Source organism: Idiomarina rhizosphaerae (genome assembly GCF_024159085.1).
Classification (GTDB): domain Bacteria; phylum Pseudomonadota; class Gammaproteobacteria; order Enterobacterales; family Alteromonadaceae; genus Idiomarina; species Idiomarina rhizosphaerae.
Genome location: NZ_JAMZDE010000005.1, coordinates 24,918 through 44,806, shown reverse-complemented (window position 1 = coordinate 44,806; position 19,889 = coordinate 24,918). Strand labels below are relative to the sequence as shown.

The following is a 19,889-nucleotide window of genomic DNA, read 5'->3' as shown; positions in this document are numbered from 1 at the left end:
TATGTTGCTAATCAGACCCATTAAGCCGTCAGATTACGAAGCGTTATACCAGTGTGCGATTGAGTCCGGTCATGGTTTTACTTCCTTACCGGTAGACCAGTCGCTGCTGGAGCGCCGCATTAACGCGGCGCAAAAAGCATTCGCTAAAGATACCGTTGAAACACCGGGTGATGAAAGCTACCTGTTTGTTATGGAAGATACTGAAACCGGTACTATTGCAGGTGTCAGTGGTATTGAAGCTGCGGTGGGTTTGAATGAAGCCTTCTGGCATTACCGTTTGGGTAAAGTTGTGCATCATTCAGAAAAGCTCAATATTTATAATGCACTGGAAACCTTAACCTTGTGTAACGACTACACAGGTGTTTCCGAGCTATGCACTCTGTTTTTGCGCGAACCCTACCGGCACAATATGAACGGACGTACTTTGTCTCGTTTCCGTATGCTGTTTTTAGCGCAATTTAAACAGCGTTTCAGCGACTGGGTAATAGCCGAAATGCGTGGTGTTTCAGACGAAAATGGTGATTCGCCATTCTGGAACTGGCTGGAAGAGAACTTTTTCTCAATGGACTTTCCTAAAGCCGACTACTTAAGTGGCATAGGAGATAAAGTCTTCATTTCTGAGTTAATGCCACGCTTCCCTATTTATACTAACTTGTTGAGTAAAGAAGCGCAGGCGGTTGTCGGTAAAGTTCACGATAATACTCGCCCGGCACTGAAATTGCTGGAGTCGGAAGGTTTCCGCTTCCGCGGCTTCGTCGATATATTTGACGCAGGACCCACGGTTGAAGCCGAAGTGTGTAATCTGAACAGTGTTCGTAACAGCCGTTTAGTGACGGTAACTGTAAGCGAATCTACCACGGAAGCTGAAGGTATTCCTCATATTGTCTGCAACACACAGCTGAAGAACTTCCGTGCGACCAAACTGTCTTTACCAGCAGGTGCAGACGAACTCATATTGACGACAGAACAAGCCCAGGCAATGCATTTAGAAAGCGGCGATGAAGCCCGCATTGTTGCACTCTAAGCAGGAGTATTTGTATGACGAACAGTATTCAATTTATTGACGGTTGTTGGGAAGCTGGTGAAGGCCAGCTGTTTAAATCGATTGATCCAGCACGAAACGAAGTTATCTGGAGTGGCGAAGCTGCCAGTGAAACTCAGGTTGAAAAGGCCATTTTGGCAGCGCGAGCGGCATTTCCGGATTGGTCTGGTCGCAGTGTTGAAGAACGCTTGGCTGTCTGCCAAAAATTCTCTGAATTGCTGGAAGAAAATAAAGAGCACTTGGCTCGTACCATGGCTAAAGAAACCGGCAAGCCCGTTTGGGAAACTCGTACCGAAGTTGGCGCTATGATGGGTAAAGTGGCTATTTCAGAACGAGCCTACCATGAACGCACTGGTACCGTGGAAAACGACATGCCGGGCGCAAAAGCCTTTATCCGCCACAAGCCTCACGGTGTGGTCGCCGTTTATGGTCCTTATAACTTTCCGGGTCACTTGCCTAACGGGCACATTGTACCGGCGCTTATTGCGGGTAATACCGTGGTATTTAAGCCAAGCGAATTGACTCCTATGGTGGCTCAGGAAACTGTTAAGTTATGGGAAAAAGCGGGTATTCCAGCGGGTGTTCTCAACCTTGTTCAGGGCGAAGTGGAAACCGGTAAAGCATTGTCAGCACATCCACAAATTGATGGTCTGTATTTCACCGGCTCATCAAACACCGGCCACTTATTGCACAAACAATTTGGCGGTCGTCCGGATAAAATTCTGGCGCTGGAAATGGGCGGTAATAACCCATTGTTGGTGACTAATGTGGCTGATATTGATGCAGCGGTGCACAATATTGTGCAATCGGCCTTTATTACTTCTGGTCAACGCTGCACTTGCGCACGCCGCTTGTTCATCGAAGATTCTGAGCAAGGCCGTGCTGTACTGGAACGCCTCATTGAAGTAACCGAGAATATTCTGGTCGACGACTACGAAGCTGATCCGCAGCCATTCATGGGTGCTATGATTTCTGCTAAAGCTGCGGGCGAAATGGTCGATGCACAGAATGAGCTGTTGCATAAAGGAGCTAAGTCATTAGTTCGTATGAAGCAGGCTGACTCGAAGAAAGGGTTTGTCACTCCGGGTATTGTGGATGTAACCGGAGTTGAAGATTTACCGGACGAAGAGCATTTCGGACCATTATTGAAAGTGTATCGTTTTAAAGATCTCGATGCGGCTATCAAAGAAGCGAACAATACGCGTTATGGTTTGTCTGCTGGTGTATTGTGTGACGATGAGCAAACCTATCGTTACTTCTTTAAACACATTCGTGCAGGTATTGTGAATTGGAATAAGCCGATTACTGGTGCCAGCAGTGCCGCACCTTTTGGTGGTATTGGTGCAAGCGGTAATCACCGTGCTAGTGCGTATTATGCGGCGGATTATTGCGCGTATCCGGTTGCCTCGGTGGAAGCTGACAGCATGAGCTTACCTGAGAGTTTAGCACCAGGGCTTAAATTTTAATCGCAATCTGTGCTAGTTTAGTGGCTGGGCAACGTATGGGTTGCCTGGCCGCGTGACAAAGAGAAACAGATGATAGTTGAAACAGACGGATACATTGAGTTAATCCAGTACCTGACAGGTCAGTTACCGGTCTTCACTGAACAAAGTAGCAGCGCAAGAACTGCGGATTACACTTTGCGCGACTTTATGGAAGAACGCTTGTCAGAGAGCATGATGGCAGTGTTTGAGCAGAATGAGCTTGATGAGGCTGTGCGGCTGGATATTGTCCGGGAAACGGATGCTATCGTTTACGATTTAGAAGAAGTGTTATCGAAAGTTCTGGATACACACCCGACTCCGCAGCAGGAAGCCTTCATTAACGAGTTTGTCGGTCTGGTAAAAAACCTTTTCGATGAGCGTCTGCAAAGTTACCGACTGTAGTCTTTTATTGATTTCAGCAAGGATCTTCAATGTCAGCAAATAGCATGAATGCAAAGATCACCTGGGTAGAGGGCATGACTTTTGTGGCTACCTCAGGTAGTGGTCATCAAGTGGTTATGGATGGTGACAGCCCCGGTAAAGCCCCGAGTCCTATGGAAATGGTACTCATGTCCGCGGGAAGCTGCGCTTCTGTTGACGTGGTCAGTATATTGCAAAAAGCTAAGCAGAACCTTCAGCGTTGCTATTGTGAGTTGTCAGGAACACGTGCTGATTCAGTACCAAAGGTTTTTACCGACATTCACCTGGAGTTCGTGATAGTGGGCACGGATATCAACGAGAAGCACGTAGAGCGTGCGGTGAAACTGTCAGCCGACAAGTACTGTTCGGTAGCTAAAATGCTGGAAGCTTCGGTTAATATTACCCACAGTTACCGTATTGAATCTCCTCAACAAGACGACTGATCTTTGAACTATCGACACATTTTTCATGCCGGCAATTTTGCCGATGTTTTTAAGCATTTGCTGTTGGCACGGGCGTTGGAGTATTTTCAGCAAAAAAATAAGCCCTACTTCGTACTCGATACTCACGGTGGTATCGGTTACTACGATTTGCAAGGCGATCAGGCAGTAAGAACCGCCGAAGCTGAACAGGGCATTGTCCGTTTTGCTGAGTACTCAGCTGAAGAACCTTTAGCCGCCGCTTACTTAAACTCCGTGCGTAAATTAAACGAAGAGCAAGATAAGCTTAGGTATTATCCCGGTTCACCAGTCATAACCTCCGAATTTTTACGTGAAAATGACCGGTTAGTTGTTTGTGAACTGCATAAAGAAGACGCAGAAACCCTTAAAAACACCCCTTTGGGTCGACACAAACAAGTGCAAATACTGGCTCCTATGGACGGGTATCAGGCTGTGCGTGCGCAATTGCCCCCTGCTGAAAAGCGTGGGTTGGTACTTATTGATCCGCCTTTTGAGAACACCACGGAGTTTGACGATGTTGTCAGTGCGCTTGAACAGGGCTTAAAACGCTGGCAAAGCGGTAGTTTTGCGGTTTGGTATCCTATTAAAGATGAGCTGAAAACGGCGGCTTTTCACCGTGATGTTGGCGCTTTGTCGGGTCTGCCTAAGACTCTGATCATGGAGCTGAATATACGCACCAATGATGAGCGTAAGGGACTTCACGGCTGTGGCTTTCTCTGGGTTAATCCGCCTTATGGCGTGGTGCAGGACAGCGAGCATCTGTTACCCGTCTTGTGCAAGACTCTGGCTCAGGATAAAGGAGCTAACTTTCACAGTCGCTGGTTAGTTGGTGAGTAATTACTTACTTGATATCCAGTCAACCTGACGGCGAACCTGGTTTTTCCTTTCCATAATTTGTTCTATCAGCGGTGTCAGAATAAGCTCCATGGCTAAGGCCATTTTCCCACCGGGCACAACCAGGGTGCTGGTACGTGACATAAACGAGCCGTCTATCATCTGCAGGTAATAGGGGAAGTCGACGTTCTTAATACCGCGAAACCGAATAACAACAAAACTCTCGTCCAGTGAGGGAATATCCTTGGCACTGAAAGGGTTGGACGTATCAACCGTAGGTACTCTCTGGAAGTTGATATGAGTACGCGAAAACTGCGGAACAATATGGTGAATGTAATCTTCCATTCCACGAATAATGCTGGTGGTAACCGCTTCACGTGAGTGCCCCCGCTCCGAGGTATCGCGAATCAACTTCTGGATCCACTCAAGGTTAACAATGGGTACCATGCCGATTAATAAATCAACATATTGAGTTACGTCGTAGCCGTCCCCGCAAACACCGCCATGCAGACCCTCGTAGAAAAGCGCATCGGTACTTTCAGGAAGTTCTTCCCAGGGCGTGAAAGTGCCGGGCATCTGGTTATAGGGCACTGCATCATCAAAGCTGTGTAAATAACGGCGTACTTTGCCATTGCCGGTTTGTGAATAAGAGCGGAATAAGGATTCTAACCGGTCAAAGTCATTGGCTTCGGCACCAAAGTAACTGATATGACGACCTTGCTCCTGAGCTTTGCGAATAGCTAAATCCATTTCAGGGCGGGAGTAGCGATGAAAACTGTCACCTTCCACAAAAGCTGCACTCACATCTAACGAACGAAAGATATGGCGTACGGCTTGGCCTGTGGTGGTTGTTCCTGCTCCAGATGAACCGGTAACGGCAATAATCGGGTGCTTTGATGACATAACATTCTCGCAAACTAAATAAGAACAGTTGTTATACTGACCTGACTTACTAAGGTCAAGGTAAACCCAACGCTTTAATAATGAGGAGGGGGTGGTTCGTCTGCCGGATCTGAGTCAGTCGACTGATTCTCCTGCATTTGTTTTAGGCGCTTTCCTAACCAGCGAATTTGCTTTTGCATTTCACTCATTTGCTGAGTCTGCTCAGTAACCAGTTTATTTAGTGAATCAATAGTGTCTTCCTGAAATGTTAACTGCATTTCCAAATTAGTTAATTGTGCTTCTATCTTCTCTACTGTCATTCTTTACTACCTGTTAAATCAATATTCCACCACTCAGCAAGACCTGCAGAACTCTCGCTAATTACCTGTTGCTGTTTTTCATCAAATACGACGGCCAACACGGCAGCGTTGCTGGGACGCCCTCCGTCGCGTAAATCAACCCGCCAGTGCGTGAGTTCTTCTCCCGTCGAGGTGTCCCAGATTGCAATTTGACGTGATGGCGACCCGGTAATGAGATAATCACCGGATGCGCTAAACCGCGCAGCACTAAAAATTTTATGGCGCTCTATGAATTTAAGTTTTGAAGCAATTTCGCCATCTGGCAGCGAGCGGATAACCGCATTATCAATTGCATCTGAGATAAACGCGAAGTTACCATCAGGGTGCAGAGCAACCTGTGTGATCCGCCCTTCCAGCGGCCAGCGGTGTACTATTTGGCCGCTCCTGGTATCCCACAGAATAGCCGAATGGTCGTTTGAACCGCTTAGAACGTAAAAACCATTGGGCGAAATATCAAGAACATTAATACTTTCGGTATGACCATAAAACTCAATACGTCGACCCGAGGCGGGGTTGAAAGCAACCTGTGTACCGTCTTGCTTTCCAAGCACCACCGTTCCACCTTTTTTACTGACCACCAGTTTCTGTATATCGCCTGAACCTATTTGCCAGAATCCCAGGTTTTCACCATTATTAATATCCCACATGGAGAATTCTTTACGCGATGCTGCAACCGCTACTTCCCCGTCGGCGCTGATATCAACGTCTATAATCTGAGAGACGGTGTTTTCATTATGCTGCCATTGGTACTTGGCATTGGTGGCATAACGTGGCCACAGCAGCAAACCAGCTTCGTCTGTAGAGACTAGACTATAGTTTCCGTCGTTGGAAATATCAGCGGCGTAGGTGCCGTTTTCAGCGTGAATTGTTTTCTTGACCTTTTCCGGTGCAGGTTGGCAACCGGTGATTACAACCAGCAACATAAACGCACCGCAGAGCTTAAGAAAAGGCATAGGCAAGTTCCTTGTGGTTGTGTAGTATGGTTCTGTTAGATAACACTATTATGGCATAGTCCGAAAGGATGCAAGACGATAATTGGAGAAAACGATGAAACAACTGATGAAGCCGTTAGCTATTTCAGCTATCGCGCTGGTACTGGCGGCCTGCTCACAAGAAAAATTTCCGGCGAATGATACGGAATTAAAAACAGACAAAGACAAGCAGGCTTATGCTTTAGGCTCTTCTGTTGGCGGGTTTATTGCACGTAACTTAGAACGTCAGGAAGAAGCGGATTTCATGCTGGAACGCGATATTGTTATTGCTGGCTTTGTGGATGCGGTTAAAGGTGATCCTCAGTTAAGTGATGAGGAAGCTGAAAAAATCCTGAACACTATGCGCAAAGAAGTTATGGAACAACGTCAAAACGTATTGGGTAAGAAAGCGGCGGAAGAAGGCAAAGCCTATTTAGCCGAGAACGCGAAAAAAGAAGGTGTTCAAACAACGGATTCAGGTCTTCAGTACGAAGTTCTTGAAGAAGGCGACGGTATTAGCCCTTCGGAAACCGACATGGTAGAAGTTCATTACGAAGGCACGTTGGTTAATGGGGAAGTTTTTGATAGTTCCTATGAACGTGGCGAGCCTACATCTTTTCCGCTAAACCGAGTTATTCCGGGCTGGACTGAAGGTCTGCAGTTGATGAAGGAAGGTGCTAAGTACCGTTTTGTGATCCCGTCTGAACTTGCCTATGGAGATCGTGAACTGGGTGATGGTCAAATCCCACCAAATTCAACGCTGATTTTTACCGTTGAATTACTTAACGTACAAAAAGACGAACCGGATAGCGAATAAGCTCAGTTGAGTTTTCATCTATACAAAAACGCCGGCGAATTGCCGGCGTTTTTATAAATTCAATAAAAGTCAGCTTAAGCTGTTATTAAATTATGCTCGTCTAAATGGTTGAGAAGTTTATCTTCAAACTCCATTCTCAATTCCAATGCTTCACCAAGTGCCGATAAATCTCTATCGAAGGTTTCACAGTGGTCAGTTGAACTTATCTCACCGTACTTATCGTTAAAATCTAACGCTATTTCGGTTGTGTCAGAAATTAAAGGGAATAACTCATCAGCCAAATCATCAACTGAGTTTCCCTGAGATGAAGCTTCGCGCACAATTTGGTCATAAATTTCAAAATGACCACTCGAGACGTAGTCGACTAATTGACCGCAAAAGTCACGGATATCAGTGACATCGGGTAAGCCCGAGCGAATGCTTTCATAAGGCGGGAGCGCGGCAAGTTTAAAGTAATTCACCAGTAAGTCCTGGCGCTCGGATAGCCATAGGTCGATACTTTTATGAGCGCCGCCCCAGCGCTTTTTTGCCTGCTCATTACGGCTTAACATGATACTCTCCGTCTATAGTTTCAGTACCTAATGTAAATTCAGAAGCATTAGAACTCAACTGATTTTACAGAAAACCAAACGCATTTGATACGCGGGATTAATATGGCGACTTTGTATTCAAAACCGGCGGCTGATGAACCTGCCTGGTGGTTTGTAGTGAGCTCTGACCATCTTTTTCTGGATGATACCGGAGAAGTCCCCTTTGGCTGTCTGCAAGATCTGGGCTTTCCAGACTTAAATGACTACCGGGTAGTGGAAATAGGTGAACTGCGGGAGCGTAGCTGTTATTTGGTTATGGCCGACTATATGGACGAACAGTTTATTGGTGGGGAGTTCGCGCCTTTACGACAATTGCTTACCGTGGATGACATGGAAAAGTTTGCGATGGCTGGCAGAGCTCGTCAATTCAGCGACTTTTTGAATACTCATCGCTTTTGCGGTCGCTGCGGTGCCCGCATGCAGACCATTGAGTGGGAGCTGGCGATGCACTGTAATCAGTGTCAGCACCGTTGTTACCCGCGCGTGTCGCCATGCATTATCGTGGCTATTCGCAAAGATGACAAAATTTTACTGGCTCAGGGTAAGCGCCATAAACCTGGCTTGCACTCTATATTGGCAGGCTTTGTTGAAGCTGGCGAAAGTCTGGAGCAGGCCTTAGAACGCGAGGTTTATGAAGAGGCTGGCATCCGTGTTAAGAACATTCAGTATCATTTAAGCCAGCCCTGGTCTTTTCCTCATTCGCTAATGATGGGATACACTGCAGATTGGGCAGAGGGCGAATTGCATATTGATCCGCACGAATTGGTGACAGGCGACTGGTTTGCTTTTGACGACCTTCCGGATATTCCGCCGGAAGGAACCATAGCAAGAACGTTGATTGACCTATCTCAAAAGAGGTAAGCATAAGTTTTCATGGAGCCAATGCCTGCGGACTGATAAAATACCGGGCATTGATGTTGACAAATAATTGGATTCGCTATGACCGCTCCGGCGCTTAAAAATGATCGTTATCTTCGTGCATTGGCAAAACAACCTGTTGATCGCACACCCGTCTGGATGATGCGCCAGGCTGGTCGCTATTTACCTGAGTATAAAGAAGTGCGCGGTCAGGCTGGCGACTTTATGTCTTTATGCCGAAACACTGAGCTGGCTTGCGAAGTGACCATGCAACCGTTGCGCCGGTTCGACCTGGATGCCGCCATACTATTCAGTGATATTCTGACCATTCCCGATGCTATGGGTCTGGGTTTATATTTTGAGGCTGGCGAAGGTCCTAAGTTTAAAGACCCGGTACGCAGCATGGCCGCTATTAAAAACCTGGCCGTGCCCGATATGGAAGATGAGCTGGGTTACGTGATGGATGCTGTGCGTGCTATTCGTCGTGAACTGAATGGCAGTGTGCCACTTATTGGTTTCTCTGGCAGCCCGTGGACACTGGCAACCTACATGGTTGAAGGCGGCAGCACCAAAAACTTCTCCAAAGTGAAGCAACTGATGTTTGCTGATCCTGAAGCTATGCATACGTTGTTAAATGTTTTGGCTGAGTCCGTTACTCAGTATTTAAATGCGCAGATTGCCGCAGGTGCGCAGTCGGTCATGATATTCGATACCTGGGGTGGAGTTTTATCACCACGTGACTACAAAGCATTTTCTCTGGCTTACATGGAAAAAATTGTAGCGGGTCTCACACGTGAAGCCGACGGACGCAAAGTGCCGGTTACTTTATTTACCAAAAATGGCGGGCAATGGTTGGAAGCAATGGCTGCCAGCGGTGCTGATGCGCTGGGTGTGGATTGGACCACTGATTTATCCGATGCCAGAGCTCGTGTTGGTGGGCAAGTCGCGCTGCAGGGAAATATGGACCCTAGCGTATTGTATGCGAAACCAGAGCGGATTGAACAAGAAGTACAAAGCATATTACAAAGCTATGGTTCAGGTACTGGTCATGTGTTCAATTTGGGGCATGGCATTCACCCCGAAGTAGACCCGGAGCATGCTGCTGCTTTTATTAACGCTATTCACAAATACAGCCCCGCGTTTCACTCAAACGATTGAATTTGCGATTAAACCGCCAGAATCCTCGTTAAGTGCACCGCCTTTGAGCGGTGTTTTGCGTACAATAGTTCATGGTAAAAATGTTGTACAAAGAACCTAGAGGTAAGCATGGCGAAACGTTCCTGGATTAATCCCATTACTATTGTTGTCGTTGTCCTGATTGCGGCAGCTGTGTATCTGTTTGGGTTTCCGCCTGAAACTAAGGTTGAAGAGGTAAAGGAACAGTCGGTTCCGGTTAAAACTCAGACCGCTGAAATTAGTGAGTTCCGCGATACTATCGAAGCGTTAGGCACCGCCATGGCCAATGAAACGGTTCGTATTACCGCGCAAACTCAGGATGTTGTTGAAAAAATCTATTTTGAAAGCGGTGACTTAGTTGAGCAGGGACAACTTCTGGCTGAGTTAAATGCGCGTAAAGAAGTAGCTCGTGTGCAACAACTCAAATTTAGTTTAGACGAAGCAAAGCGCCAGCTGGAACGAATAAATGAATTGCGTCGTGGTAATGCAGCCTCACAACAACAACTTAATGAACAACAAGTTCGGGTCAATGGACTCCAGGCCGATTTAGAAGTGGCGGAAGCAACCTTAAATGAAATGAAAATTTATGCGCCATTTTCAGGTCGTGTAGGTATTCGTGAAATAAGCGCCGGTTCTCTGGTCAGTCCGGGTGATGTGTTTACAACGCTTGATGATATCAAACCTATTAAAGTGGACTTCAGCGTTCCTGAACGTTATTTCGCTAGTATTGCCGTAGATCAGGAAGTGATTGCCCGCAGCCGTGCATATCCGGGAGAACAGTTTATTGGGCGTATTTCCAGCATTGATTCTCGTGTGGATCCGGTAACGCGGTCAGTAAAAGTGCGGGCGAAAATTAATAATGATGATGAACGTCTGCGTCCGGGAATGCTTTTACAAATAACCTTGTTGCGAAGCATTGACGAAGCTTTGTTACTGCCGGAAAAAGCGCTTATCCCCATTCAAAACAGACAATATGTGTATGTGTTAACACCAGATAACCGGGCGCGCCAAAAAGAAGTGACTATTGGTCGACGTAAGCCCGGTATTGTGGAAATTACAGGCGGCCTTAAACCCGGAGAAGAAGTTATTATAGAAGGTATTGTTCGCCTTCGTGACGGTGTACCCGTTGCTGTGCAGGGAGGTTAAATTATGTTGTTGTCAGACCTTTCTGTAAAACGTCCGGTTTTTGCAACCGTACTGAATATTCTGCTGGTGGTTTTCGGTATTGTGGCTTTTACCATGCTGCCGTTGCGCGAATATCCGGATATTGATCGTCCCATAGTTACTATTGATACAGACTACCCCGGCGCCTCCGCCGAAGTTGTAGAAACTCAGGTCACGCAGTTAGTCGAAGACCGTATTAGCGGCATAGAAGGCATTAAAAACATTAGCTCTAGCAGCCGCAACGGGCGATCCAGTATCAGTATCGAGTTTAATCTGACTCGAGACATTGATGCTGCTTCTAACGACGTTCGTGAGCGGGTGTCCCGGGTACTTGATAACCTGCCGGAAGAAGCTGACCCCCCTGAAGTTTCAAAGGCCTCAAGCGATGAGAGTACCATTGTCTGGTATAACCTTCGCAGCGAGAGCATGTCGATTCTGGAGCTAACTGACTATGCGGAGCGATACATCGTAGACCGTCTGTCAGTTGCCGATGGTGTTGCACGGGTAGTTATTGGTGGTGACCGTCGCTACGCCATGCGTGTCTGGCTGGACCGCGATGCTATGGCGGCACGGCAGGTGACGGTAACCGACATCGTCAGCCGTTTGCGTGAAGAAAACGTTGAGCTTCCGGCAGGTGAAGTCGAGTCAACCGACAGAGAGTTTTCGGTGCGTATGGCTCGAGCGTATCTATCGCCGGAAGACTTTAAAAACTTGGTAATACGACAGGGCGACGACGGTTACTTAGTCCGGTTGGGTGAAGTGGCCCGGGTAGAACTGGGTGCCGAAGATGATAAAACCGACTTCCGGGGTAATGGCGTTAACATGGTTGGTGTCGGTGTCATTAAACAGTCGAAAGGTAACACCCTGGATGTGGTGAAGAACGTTCACCGAGAAATGAAAAAAATTCAGGAAACTCTGCCCGAAACCATGTATCTGGCACCCAGCTATGACTCGTCGATATTTATCCAGGGCTCTGTTGATGAAGTGTACAACACTCTGGCTGTGGCGATGGCACTGGTTATTGTCGTTATTTACCTGTTTTTAGGGAATATCAGAGCCACCATAGTGCCTGCCTTGACAGTACCCGTGGCTATTATCGCTTCCTACATGGTGCTATTTGCGCTGGGCTTTTCCATAAACTTGCTAACCCTGCTGGCGCTGGTACTGGCTATTGGTTTGGTGGTTGATGACTCCATTGTGGTATTGGAAAACATTTACCGTCGCATAGAAGAGGGAGAGCCACCTATCCTGGCCGCTTATCGCGGTGCCCGAGAAGTCGGGTTCGCCGTTATTGCCACCACGCTGGTGTTAATTTCGGTGTTTGTGCCACTGGCTTTCTTAGATGGAAATATCGGTAAGCTTTTTACGGAGTTTGCCCTTGCCATAGCCGCTGCTGTTGCTTTCTCCAGTATTGCTGCACTGACGCTAACGCCAATGCTGAGCTCTAAAATACTGAGTAAAAAAGAGCGTACCAGTAAATTTGGTAAGGCTTTTGATGCAACTTTTAATTGGCTGGAACAAGGTTACCGTGGCGTGCTTGAGAAAAGCGTTAAGCGGCCTGTGATGGCAATAGTGTTGGTGGTGATGTCGGGCGTTGTTGCGTTTGGTTTATTCAGCTTTATTCCACAAGAATTCGCGCCACCTGAAGACCGCGGTACTTTTTACATTCAGGTGCGCAGTGCCGAAGGCGCAAGTTTCGAGTCCAGCTCCAGACATATGGACGAAATAGAACAGATTCTTTTGCCTTATATTGATGAAGGCAAGATTGACCGTTTGATTGTTCGTGCTCCCGGTTGGGGTGGTAGCGCCGGTATTGCTATCGTCGGTGCCGTTCCCTTTGATGAGCGTGACTGGTCAAGTTTTGATCTTATGGAAGAAATGCGTTCTCAGCTGGATTCGGTTGTCGGCGTTCAGGCGTTCGCTTTTATGCGGAGTGGTATTAGCGGCGGAGGCGGTCGTCCGGTCGAATTCGTGTTGCAGGGGAATACCTACGAGCGCTTAGCTGAATTTCGTGACATTGTTATTGAAGAAGCGTCTACCAACCCGGGTTTACAGGATCTGGACAGTGACTATAAAGAAACTTTGCCACAATTACTGATTCAGGTGGATGAAGCCAGCGCGGCTGATTTGGGCGTTTCAGTGCAGGATATAGGTATCACCCTGCAGTCTGTATTAGGCCAAAGGCGAGTGACAACCTACCTTGATCGCGGCGAAGAATATGACGTGATGCTGGAGGGCGAAAAGGCCGATTACCGTAGCCCCAGCGCCATAGATAATATCTATGTACGTTCGCGTAAAAGTGATGAATTGATTCCGCTTTCTAACCTCGTAACCATTACTGAGCAGGCGACTTCAGCCCGACTTAACCGGTACAACCGCATGCGCAGCGTAACCATTGAAGCGAATCTGGCTGAGGGATATTCACTGGGTGAAGCTTTAAGTTATTTGGAAGGCGTGGTGCAGGAAAAATTGCCGGAAGATGTCTCAATTGATTATAAAGGCGAGTCTCAACTGTACAAAGAGAGTGGCAGTTCAATTGTCTTTGTTTTTGGGTTGGCATTGGTCATTACCTTCCTGGTTCTGGCTGCGCAGTTTGAAAGCTTTATCCATCCGTTGGTCATTATGCTGGCGGTGCCTATGGCTATAGTTGGGGCTTTAATGGCGCTGTATCTGGCCGGAATGAGCATCAATATATATAGTCAGATAGGCATAGTGATGCTCATTGGTCTGGCTGCGAAAAATGGTATTCTTATTGTTGAATTTGCGAATCAGTTGCGTGACTCAGGAGTGGAGTTCAAAGAAGCCGTGCTTAAAGCCGCGCAACAGCGTTTACGACCTATTGTGATGACGGCGTTCACTACTCTAATGAGTTCCGTGCCACTTATCCTCGGTTCAGGTCCGGGAGCTGAAAGCCGTATGGTCATTGGTACGGTGATTTTTGCCGGGGTTGCAGTGTCAGCATTTTTGACGTTATTTGTTATTCCGGCTCTGTATATCGCTCTGGCGAAGAATACCAGCTCACCAATGGCTATCACGCGTAAACTGGAATCTTTACAGGAAGAGTATCCAGACCATCATAGTTGATGGTCTGCGGTGCTAATAGTGCAGAATAGGTTCGTTGCCGGCAGTGGTCAGGCCGGCAACGACGTTTTGTGCATAACTTGGGTGATTAGTAAAAATACCGTCGACTCCCATTGCGTGCAGTTCTTCAATGTCGTGCTGGCCATCCACAGTATAGACATAAACTTGTAAGCCCCGGCGATGACCATCTGCGACTAACTCAGGTGTCACAAAGTCGACAGCGAAATGAGCTGAGAAGGCTTTGAGTTCTTCAGCGAAGTAGCAATAACTCAAAGGGCAACTGGCACTTAACGCTCCAATTTTAATGCTGGGACGACGCTTTTTAAGGCGTTGTAACCAATGGTGGTTAAAAGACGAAACCAGCAGTTGCTCGGGCTTAAAATTCGAGTTCTGCAGAGCGTAATCAACGTCCAGTAACAGCTCTTTGGTCGGCACATCGCCTTTAAGCTCGATGTTGACATGACAATGTCCGTTAATATGAGCTAAAGCTTCTCGCAGCGTGGGGATAGACTGCTGACCGAAGACCTTCAGATGCCGAATTTGCTCTGCGGTTAAATCTTTTAATCTGCCCGGGGTGGCGGTCAGGCGTTCTAAATACCGATCGTGAAAGACAAAACGCTCACCGTCAATGGCGTATACATCCAGCTCTATGCCATGCACTCCGCTGTCCATTGCGCGCGAGAACGCGGCGAGCGTGTTTTCCGGAGCCTCATAACTGGCTCCTCGGTGAGCCCATAAAATCAATCGTCGCTCTCTTTTATTTCTGCCATCACCTCACCCATGCGAGTTACTGACTGAGGTTTAAGTTCATCGTCAAACTCAATAGCGTCTTTAGCAAAGGTTAACACAACGGTTGAGCCCAGTTTGAAGTGCCCCATTTCCTCACCTTTTTTAAGATGTATAGCAGAGTGTCCCGAGGTTGGATATGACCAGCTTTGAATGCGGTCGCCGGTAGGAGGCGTTATGGTACCGGACCATACAGTACCGATACTGGCAACGATTGTAGCGCCAACCAATACGAGTGACATGGGGCCAACTTCGGTATCAAAAATGGCAACCACGCGTTCATTTCGGGCAAAAAGGTTAGGGACATTAGCCGCCGTTAAAGGGTTAACGGAGTACAAGTCACCTGGCACATAAATCATTTTTTTCAGCACGCCGTCGCAGGGCATATGAATGCGATGGTAGTCTTTTGGCGCTAAATAAATGGTCGCGAATTTACCGTCAACGAAAGGTTTCGCGTCTTCTTCGTTGCCTCCCAGTAATTCCTGTAACGAATAATCGTGGCCTTTGGCCTGGAAAATACGTCCGTTTTCAATGTCGCCCAATTGGCTGACTGCACCATCGACCGGATGAGCCAGTTCGCTTTCGCTGGCCTCTAAGGGTCTGAGCTCAGGTTTTAAATGGCGGGTAAAAAACGCATTAAAGGTTTTATAAGCTTTTGGCGATTCTTCAATGGCTTCACTCATATCAATTTTATACTGTCGGATAAACCAACGGATAAACAGCTGAGTAAACCATCCGGCACGCGCCGCAGCAAACTTTCCTATTAACCGGGAAATTAAATGCTTAGGCATGACATGCTGGAAGAAGATTTTGACTTTATCGGTCTTAGCCACAGTTATTTACCTCTAATTGCCCGACTGGGCTTTTGTGTTTTCATAGTCTCAATAATGCGATGATAATTAGAAAGACGCCAGTCATGCAATTGATTGTTGCTGACAGCTTCCTGTAATGCACAACCCGGGTCGTCTGCGTGTTTGCAGTCACGGAATTTACAGCCGCCTAAATAGTCGCGAAAGTCCACATAGCAACGAGCGATTCGCTCGGGTTCCAGATGCCACAATGAAAATTCCCGAATCCCGGGGGAGTCAATCAATGCGCCGCCTTGCTTTAAGTCATACCAAGTCGCGACTGTGGTTGTGTGCTGTCCTAATCCTGAATTATCGGACACTAAATTTGTTTCGGCGTTCACGTCAGGTAGCAGTTGATTGACCAGCGAGGATTTGCCCACTCCCGACTGTCCAACCACAATAGAAATACTGTCTTTTAGCATGTCCTGCAGGGCATCCAGACCATCCAGAGTCGCGCTGCTGACGTTAAGGACTTTATAGCCAATACTCTCGTAGTCTTTTAAGCGCTGCTGGATATGGTTGCGCTCTTCTTCGTCTATTTCCGGCAGTAAATCGGCTTTATTCAGGACAATAACCGGCTCTATGCCAATGTCTTCGCAGGCGACTAAGTAGCGATCGATAATTGGAGAGGAGAAGCTGGGTAATACGCTCGAGATAATAAAGATTTGATCAATATTAGCGGCAACCGGTTTAAGACCGTCGTAGTAGTCGGGGCGCGAAAGCAAACTGTCGCGCTCCTGAACGGCAACCACCACACCCTGCATTCCTTGTTGCTCGACTGAAGATCTGGACCATAAAACGCTGTCGCCACAGACCAGACTACTGATGACTCGGCGAATATGGCAGCGGTAGGTGTTTCCCTGCTCGTCACGGATATCGGCATGTTGGCCAAAGCGGCTGATAACGCGACCGGGCTCCGGCGCATTAAGTTGGCTGTCAGTCCATTCTATATCGGTGTTTTTCAGTCGTTTTTTCTGATTGACTGATACTTGCCGTTGCTGACCTTTGTTAAGACGTCTGCGTTTTACCAAGCCCGTTAACCTGTTGTCGTGCTAGAAATGACGCTATCATACAACAAATTGTATTGAGAGAGCAGGGTAATGACCGAGGACAATAAGAAACAACGCTTAATTTGGATTGACCTTGAAATGACAGGCCTGGAGCCTGATGAGAATCATATTATTGAAGTGGCTACCATAGTCACCGATGCCGAGTTAAACACTCTGGCCGAAGGGCCTGTTATTGCGGTTCATCAGCCGCAAAAGTACCTGGACAGAATGGACGACTGGAATGTAAAAACGCACACCGGCTCCGGTCTGGTTGAGCGGGTAAAGGAGAGTCAGCACGACGAACGTAAAGCGGCTGCAGAGACCATTGAGTTTTTAAAGCAGTACATTGATGCTGGTGTATCGCCAATGTGCGGCAACAGTATCTGTCAGGATCGCCGTTTTCTGGCAAAGCATATGCCTGAACTGGAAGCTTTTTTCCACTACCGTAATTTAGACGTCAGTACGTTAAAAGAGCTGGCTAAACGCTGGAACCCGGAAGTTGCTAATAGCTTTAAAAAGTCAGGTGCGCATGAGGCTTTAGCGGATATTCGCGAGTCTATTGCAGAATTACAGCACTATCGAGAGCATTTTTTCAGCAAATAAACCAATTGCGGCGCGAAAACTATTGACCTTATCGGTGGTATCAGTAGAATACACGCCGCACTGACGAAGCGGGAATAGCTCAGCTGGTAGAGCACAACCTTGCCAAGGTTGGGGTCGCGAGTTCGAATCTCGTTTCCCGCTCCAACGTCAGTCTTTCCACCAGAAGTACCAATACGCGGGAATAGCTCAGCTGGTAGAGCACAACCTTGCCAAGGTTGGGGTCGCGAGTTCGAATCTCGTTTCCCGCTCCAAATTTTAATCGCTAGTACGTTTAAATTGAATTTGATACGCACCAGCGATTCAATGTTCTGAACCTTCGTTTGCTAACTCTTCTTCGAACTATCCACAAACATAGCTATAGCACCATCACCCGTAATATTACAGGCGGTACCGAAGCTGTCCTGTGCCATGTACAGGGCTATCATTAAGGCGATAGCGGTTTCGCCGAAGCCCAGCATTGAACCCAATAGGCCAACCGCCGACATAACGGCGCCGCCGGGCACACCTGGTGCGGCTAACATGACAATGCCAAGCATTAAAATAAACGGCAGCATGGTAAAGAAACCGGGAATGGCCAGAGAATTATGCAGCACCATAACCGCGACCGCACAGCTGACAATGGTAATGGTGGAGCCGGCTAAGTGAACGGTAGCGCAAAGCGGCACAGTAAAGTTGGCTACGTCGTTATCGACTTTGTTTTTACGCACGCTTTGCAGGGTGACCGGAATAGTTGCGGCACTCGACATAGTACCTAATGCTGTGAAATAGGCTGGCAGCATATTTTTGATTAAAAACAGCGGTGACCGGCCGGTTTTAATTCCCGCCATAATGTACATAGAGGTAAGGTAAACCCAGTGTAGGGCAACGGCGAGTACGAGTATCACACCAAAGGTTTTCAGGGTGTTAAACACGGTGCCAGCAACGGCCATTTCAGCAAAGATACCGGCAATATACAGCGGCAGTAATGGAATAATAACTTTAACTAACAGCAACTCGATAATGTCACGGCCCTGATCTGACAGTTTCTTCAAGCTTTCCGCTTTGGTACTGGCTATACCCAGTCCAAAGATGAAGGCTAAAACCAGCGCTGACATGACTTCCATAAGCGGCGGAACTGACAGCTCAATAAAGGGCTCGATAGTGGCTTTGGCTTCGGTAGAAACACTCTGAGCATCGGTGGTTAGCCAGGGCACGACGAGGCTGGCGGCGAAAAACGCAACACTACCCGCGATGACGGTAGAGGCATAAGCAATACCTAAGGTTTTCCCCAGCATTTTTCCGGAGTTGCTTGGTAAGCTGGCAATACCGCTGGTAATGAAGAATAAAATAAGTAATGGGATAGTGAAGAATAACAACTGACCAAACAGAGCTTTAAAGGTCAATAACAGTTGGCTGACCCACTCGGGCAGGTATAGCCCAATGAGAATACCGGCGACAATACCCGCAACTAGCTTAAGAATTAATCCCATAATACTCGACTCTTTTTATGAATGTTTTTACGAATGGAGGCCTGCTGTTTTAGGCACTATTTAAGCCTTAGCTAATTAGAGCAAGCCTTTTAAATGCGCAACCACGCTGCGGCCTAAAGCGCTGAGATTATACCCGCCTTCCAGGCAAGATACGATACGGCCGTCGCAATGATTATCGGCAATTTCTTTAAGTTTGAGGCTTATCCAGTGGTAGTCTTCTTCTTTCAGTAAGAACTGCGACATGTCGTCTTCGGCGTGGCCGTCAAAGCCCGCGGAAATTAGTATCAATTGCGGTGCAAAGTCTTCTAACGCCTTAAACCACTGCTGGCTAACGGCTTCCTGCCATTGCGGGCCTTTGCATCCTGCGGGTAAGGGAACGTTGTGGACATTGTCTGCGCTGGTGTCCTCGCCGGTAAAGGGGTAAAACGCCTGCTGAAAAGAAGAACAAAATAAGATGCGTTCGTCGCCCTGAACAATGTCTTCCGTTCCGTTACCGTGGTGCACATCAAAGTCGACAATGGCAACGCGTTCAAGTCCGTGCGTTTCCAGAGCATGATAAGCGGCAATAGCAACATTATTAAACAGGCAGAAGCCCATCGCTTTATCGCGAGTGGCGTGGTGTCCGGGCGGGCGTACAGCACAAAAGGCCTGTTTGTTGTAAGTGGTCAGCACATCATCCACCGCATTGATGGCGGCTCCGGCAGCCTTCAGGGCGGCGCTTTTACTGCCTGCGGTTACTAAGGTATCCGGATCAATCCACTCGTGGTCGTACTCCGGAATCTGCGCGAAAACAAAGTCGACATGCTCTTTGGTGTGGGCTCTGTAAATAGCCTCCAGAGGCGCGTCGGAGGCGTCTTTTCTGACCAGAACAAAGTCCATTCCGGAGCGAATCAGTTGGTCGTTAATGGCTGCTATGCGCGCCGGGCACTCCGGGTGTTGTTCATCAGGAATATGATCCAGGCAATCTGAGTGACTAAAAACAACGATAGACATAG

At 47.6% G+C, this 19,889-nt stretch carries 20 protein-coding genes and 2 tRNA genes; 13 read left to right on the top strand and 9 right to left on the bottom strand.

Going from position 1 to position 19,889, the window contains the following annotated elements; translation table 11 throughout:
* Window position 1 precedes the first annotated feature (1 nt).
* The 5 genes from astA (at window position 2) to NJR55_RS04255 (ending at window position 4,244) form a co-directional block, all read left to right on the top strand.
* The gene (gene astA / locus NJR55_RS04275) at window positions 2-1,024 is read left to right on the top strand and encodes an arginine N-succinyltransferase (RefSeq protein ID WP_253618147.1); all 1,023 of its coding nucleotides are present in this window, start codon (window positions 2-4) and stop codon (window positions 1,022-1,024) included.
* Window positions 1,025-1,038: 14 nt separating this feature from the next.
* Window positions 1,039-2,508: a succinylglutamate-semialdehyde dehydrogenase gene (gene astD / locus NJR55_RS04270; RefSeq protein ID WP_253618145.1), complete on the top strand. Its 1,470-nt coding sequence runs from the start codon at window positions 1,039-1,041 to the stop codon at window positions 2,506-2,508.
* A 69-nt stretch (window positions 2,509-2,577) separates the two neighbouring features.
* Window positions 2,578-2,928 carry a DUF3802 family protein gene (locus tag NJR55_RS04265; RefSeq protein ID WP_011235541.1) on the top strand — a complete coding sequence of 117 codons (351 nt, stop codon included), beginning with the start codon at window positions 2,578-2,580 and terminating at the stop codon, window positions 2,926-2,928.
* Between the two features lie 29 nt (window positions 2,929-2,957).
* Window positions 2,958-3,389 (top strand): OsmC family protein, encoded by a 432-nt coding sequence (locus NJR55_RS04260; RefSeq protein WP_253618138.1) that lies wholly within the window; start codon window positions 2,958-2,960, stop codon window positions 3,387-3,389.
* Between the two features lie 3 nt (window positions 3,390-3,392).
* Window positions 3,393-4,244 carry a 23S rRNA (adenine(2030)-N(6))-methyltransferase RlmJ gene (locus NJR55_RS04255; RefSeq protein ID WP_253618136.1) on the top strand — a complete coding sequence of 284 codons (852 nt, stop codon included), beginning with the start codon at window positions 3,393-3,395 and terminating at the stop codon, window positions 4,242-4,244.
* Here the strand turns inward: NJR55_RS04255 and NJR55_RS04250 are convergent, their stop codons facing one another.
* The 3 genes from NJR55_RS04250 to NJR55_RS04240 all read right to left on the bottom strand — a co-directional run bounded on the left by NJR55_RS04250 (window position 4,245) and on the right by NJR55_RS04240 (window position 6,405).
* Complete coding sequence (locus NJR55_RS04250) at window positions 4,245-5,144, bottom strand: phosphoribulokinase (RefSeq protein ID WP_011235538.1); 900 nt, start codon at window positions 5,142-5,144, stop codon at window positions 4,245-4,247.
* A 74-nt stretch (window positions 5,145-5,218) separates the two neighbouring features.
* A complete protein-coding gene (locus NJR55_RS04245; protein ID WP_011235537.1) occupies window positions 5,219-5,443 on the bottom strand; it encodes a SlyX family protein in 225 nt (74 codons plus the stop codon).
* Entirely contained in the window at window positions 5,440-6,405 is a 966-nt protein-coding gene (locus NJR55_RS04240; protein ID WP_253618135.1) for a WD40 repeat domain-containing protein, read from the bottom strand. Before NJR55_RS04240 ends, NJR55_RS04245 begins: the two co-directional genes overlap by 4 nt.
* Before the next feature lie 124 nt (window positions 6,406-6,529).
* Here NJR55_RS04240 and fkpA point away from each other — a divergent pair, with 124 nt between their 5' ends.
* On the top strand, window positions 6,530-7,270 hold the full coding sequence (fkpA, locus tag NJR55_RS04235; RefSeq protein WP_253618134.1) for an FKBP-type peptidyl-prolyl cis-trans isomerase: 741 nt from the start codon (window positions 6,530-6,532) through the stop codon (window positions 7,268-7,270).
* Window positions 7,271-7,344: 74 nt separating this feature from the next.
* Here fkpA and rsd read toward each other — a convergent pair whose 3' ends face one another.
* A complete protein-coding gene (rsd, locus tag NJR55_RS04230) occupies window positions 7,345-7,821 on the bottom strand; it encodes a sigma D regulator (protein WP_253618133.1) in 477 nt (158 codons plus the stop codon).
* Window positions 7,822-7,923: 102 nt separating this feature from the next.
* Here rsd and nudC point away from each other — a divergent pair, with 102 nt between their 5' ends.
* The 4 genes from nudC (at window position 7,924) to NJR55_RS04210 (ending at window position 14,142) form a co-directional block, all read left to right on the top strand.
* Window positions 7,924-8,721 (top strand): NAD(+) diphosphatase, encoded by a 798-nt coding sequence (nudC, locus tag NJR55_RS04225; protein ID WP_253618132.1) that lies wholly within the window; start codon window positions 7,924-7,926, stop codon window positions 8,719-8,721.
* 78 nt (window positions 8,722-8,799) lie between these two features.
* A complete protein-coding gene (gene hemE, locus NJR55_RS04220; RefSeq protein ID WP_253618131.1) occupies window positions 8,800-9,876 on the top strand; it encodes a uroporphyrinogen decarboxylase in 1,077 nt (358 codons plus the stop codon).
* Window positions 9,877-9,984: 108 nt separating this feature from the next.
* Window positions 9,985-11,040 carry an efflux RND transporter periplasmic adaptor subunit gene (locus NJR55_RS04215; RefSeq protein WP_253618130.1) on the top strand — a complete coding sequence of 352 codons (1,056 nt, stop codon included), beginning with the start codon at window positions 9,985-9,987 and terminating at the stop codon, window positions 11,038-11,040.
* 3 nt (window positions 11,041-11,043) lie between these two features.
* Window positions 11,044-14,142 (top strand): efflux RND transporter permease subunit, encoded by a 3,099-nt coding sequence (locus NJR55_RS04210; RefSeq protein WP_253618129.1) that lies wholly within the window; start codon window positions 11,044-11,046, stop codon window positions 14,140-14,142.
* Window positions 14,143-14,154: 12 nt separating this feature from the next.
* On the opposite strand, the gene NJR55_RS04205 is transcribed toward NJR55_RS04210, so the two are convergent.
* The 3 genes from NJR55_RS04205 to rsgA are packed head-to-tail and all read right to left on the bottom strand — an operon-like array spanning window position 14,155 to window position 16,804.
* Window positions 14,155-14,883 (bottom strand): glycerophosphodiester phosphodiesterase, encoded by a 729-nt coding sequence (locus NJR55_RS04205; RefSeq protein ID WP_110013392.1) that lies wholly within the window; start codon window positions 14,881-14,883, stop codon window positions 14,155-14,157.
* Complete coding sequence (gene asd / locus NJR55_RS04200) at window positions 14,880-15,758, bottom strand: archaetidylserine decarboxylase (RefSeq protein WP_253618127.1); 879 nt, start codon at window positions 15,756-15,758, stop codon at window positions 14,880-14,882. The genes NJR55_RS04205 and asd overlap by 4 nt, the downstream gene beginning before the upstream one ends.
* Window positions 15,759-15,760: 2 nt before the next feature.
* Entirely contained in the window at window positions 15,761-16,804 is a 1,044-nt protein-coding gene (gene rsgA, locus NJR55_RS04195; RefSeq protein ID WP_253618125.1) for a small ribosomal subunit biogenesis GTPase RsgA, read from the bottom strand.
* Between the two features lie 69 nt (window positions 16,805-16,873).
* Between rsgA and orn the strand changes: the two genes are divergently transcribed.
* The 3 genes from orn to NJR55_RS04180 all read left to right on the top strand — a co-directional run bounded on the left by orn (window position 16,874) and on the right by NJR55_RS04180 (window position 17,676).
* Window positions 16,874-17,425, top strand: a complete 552-nt coding sequence (gene orn / locus NJR55_RS04190) for an oligoribonuclease (RefSeq protein WP_253618123.1) — start codon at window positions 16,874-16,876, stop codon at window positions 17,423-17,425.
* Between the two features lie 68 nt (window positions 17,426-17,493).
* Window positions 17,494-17,569, top strand: a tRNA-Gly gene (locus NJR55_RS04185).
* Between the two features lie 31 nt (window positions 17,570-17,600).
* Window positions 17,601-17,676, top strand: a tRNA-Gly gene (locus tag NJR55_RS04180).
* A gap of 72 nt (window positions 17,677-17,748) precedes the next feature.
* Here the strand turns inward: NJR55_RS04180 and NJR55_RS04175 are convergent.
* The gene (locus NJR55_RS04175) at window positions 17,749-18,894 is read right to left on the bottom strand and encodes a dicarboxylate/amino acid:cation symporter (RefSeq protein WP_253618122.1); all 1,146 of its coding nucleotides are present in this window, start codon (window positions 18,892-18,894) and stop codon (window positions 17,749-17,751) included.
* A 75-nt stretch (window positions 18,895-18,969) separates the two neighbouring features.
* Window positions 18,970-19,887 (bottom strand): histone deacetylase family protein, encoded by a 918-nt coding sequence (locus NJR55_RS04170; RefSeq protein WP_253618120.1) that lies wholly within the window; start codon window positions 19,885-19,887, stop codon window positions 18,970-18,972.
* Window positions 19,888-19,889 lie beyond the last annotated feature (2 nt).

Bases quoted from the DNA above. Each gene is read 5' to 3' on its own strand.
- astA (WP_253618147.1), top strand. From the start codon at position 2: ATGTTGCTAATCAGACCCATTAAGCCGTCAGATTACGAAGCGTTATAC.
- astD (WP_253618145.1), top strand. From the start codon at position 1,039: ATGACGAACAGTATTCAATTTATTGACGGTTGTTGGGAAGCTGGTGAA.
- NJR55_RS04265 (WP_011235541.1), top strand. From the start codon at position 2,578: ATGATAGTTGAAACAGACGGATACATTGAGTTAATCCAGTACCTGACA.
- NJR55_RS04260 (WP_253618138.1), top strand. From the start codon at position 2,958: ATGTCAGCAAATAGCATGAATGCAAAGATCACCTGGGTAGAGGGCATG.
- NJR55_RS04250 (WP_011235538.1), bottom strand. From the start codon at position 5,144: ATGTCATCAAAGCACCCGATTATTGCCGTTACCGGTTCATCTGGAGCA.
- NJR55_RS04245 (WP_011235537.1), bottom strand. From the start codon at position 5,443: ATGACAGTAGAGAAGATAGAAGCACAATTAACTAATTTGGAAATGCAG.
- NJR55_RS04240 (WP_253618135.1), bottom strand. From the start codon at position 6,405: ATGTTGCTGGTTGTAATCACCGGTTGCCAACCTGCACCGGAAAAGGTC.
- fkpA (WP_253618134.1), top strand. From the start codon at position 6,530: ATGAAACAACTGATGAAGCCGTTAGCTATTTCAGCTATCGCGCTGGTA.
- rsd (WP_253618133.1), bottom strand. From the start codon at position 7,821: ATGTTAAGCCGTAATGAGCAGGCAAAAAAGCGCTGGGGCGGCGCTCAT.
- nudC (WP_253618132.1), top strand. From the start codon at position 7,924: ATGGCGACTTTGTATTCAAAACCGGCGGCTGATGAACCTGCCTGGTGG.
- hemE (WP_253618131.1), top strand. From the start codon at position 8,800: ATGACCGCTCCGGCGCTTAAAAATGATCGTTATCTTCGTGCATTGGCA.
- NJR55_RS04215 (WP_253618130.1), top strand. From the start codon at position 9,985: ATGGCGAAACGTTCCTGGATTAATCCCATTACTATTGTTGTCGTTGTC.
- NJR55_RS04210 (WP_253618129.1), top strand. From the start codon at position 11,044: ATGTTGTTGTCAGACCTTTCTGTAAAACGTCCGGTTTTTGCAACCGTA.
- orn (WP_253618123.1), top strand. From the start codon at position 16,874: ATGACCGAGGACAATAAGAAACAACGCTTAATTTGGATTGACCTTGAA.
- NJR55_RS04175 (WP_253618122.1), bottom strand. From the start codon at position 18,894: ATGGGATTAATTCTTAAGCTAGTTGCGGGTATTGTCGCCGGTATTCTC.
- NJR55_RS04170 (WP_253618120.1), bottom strand. From the start codon at position 19,887: ATGTCTATCGTTGTTTTTAGTCACTCAGATTGCCTGGATCATATTCCT.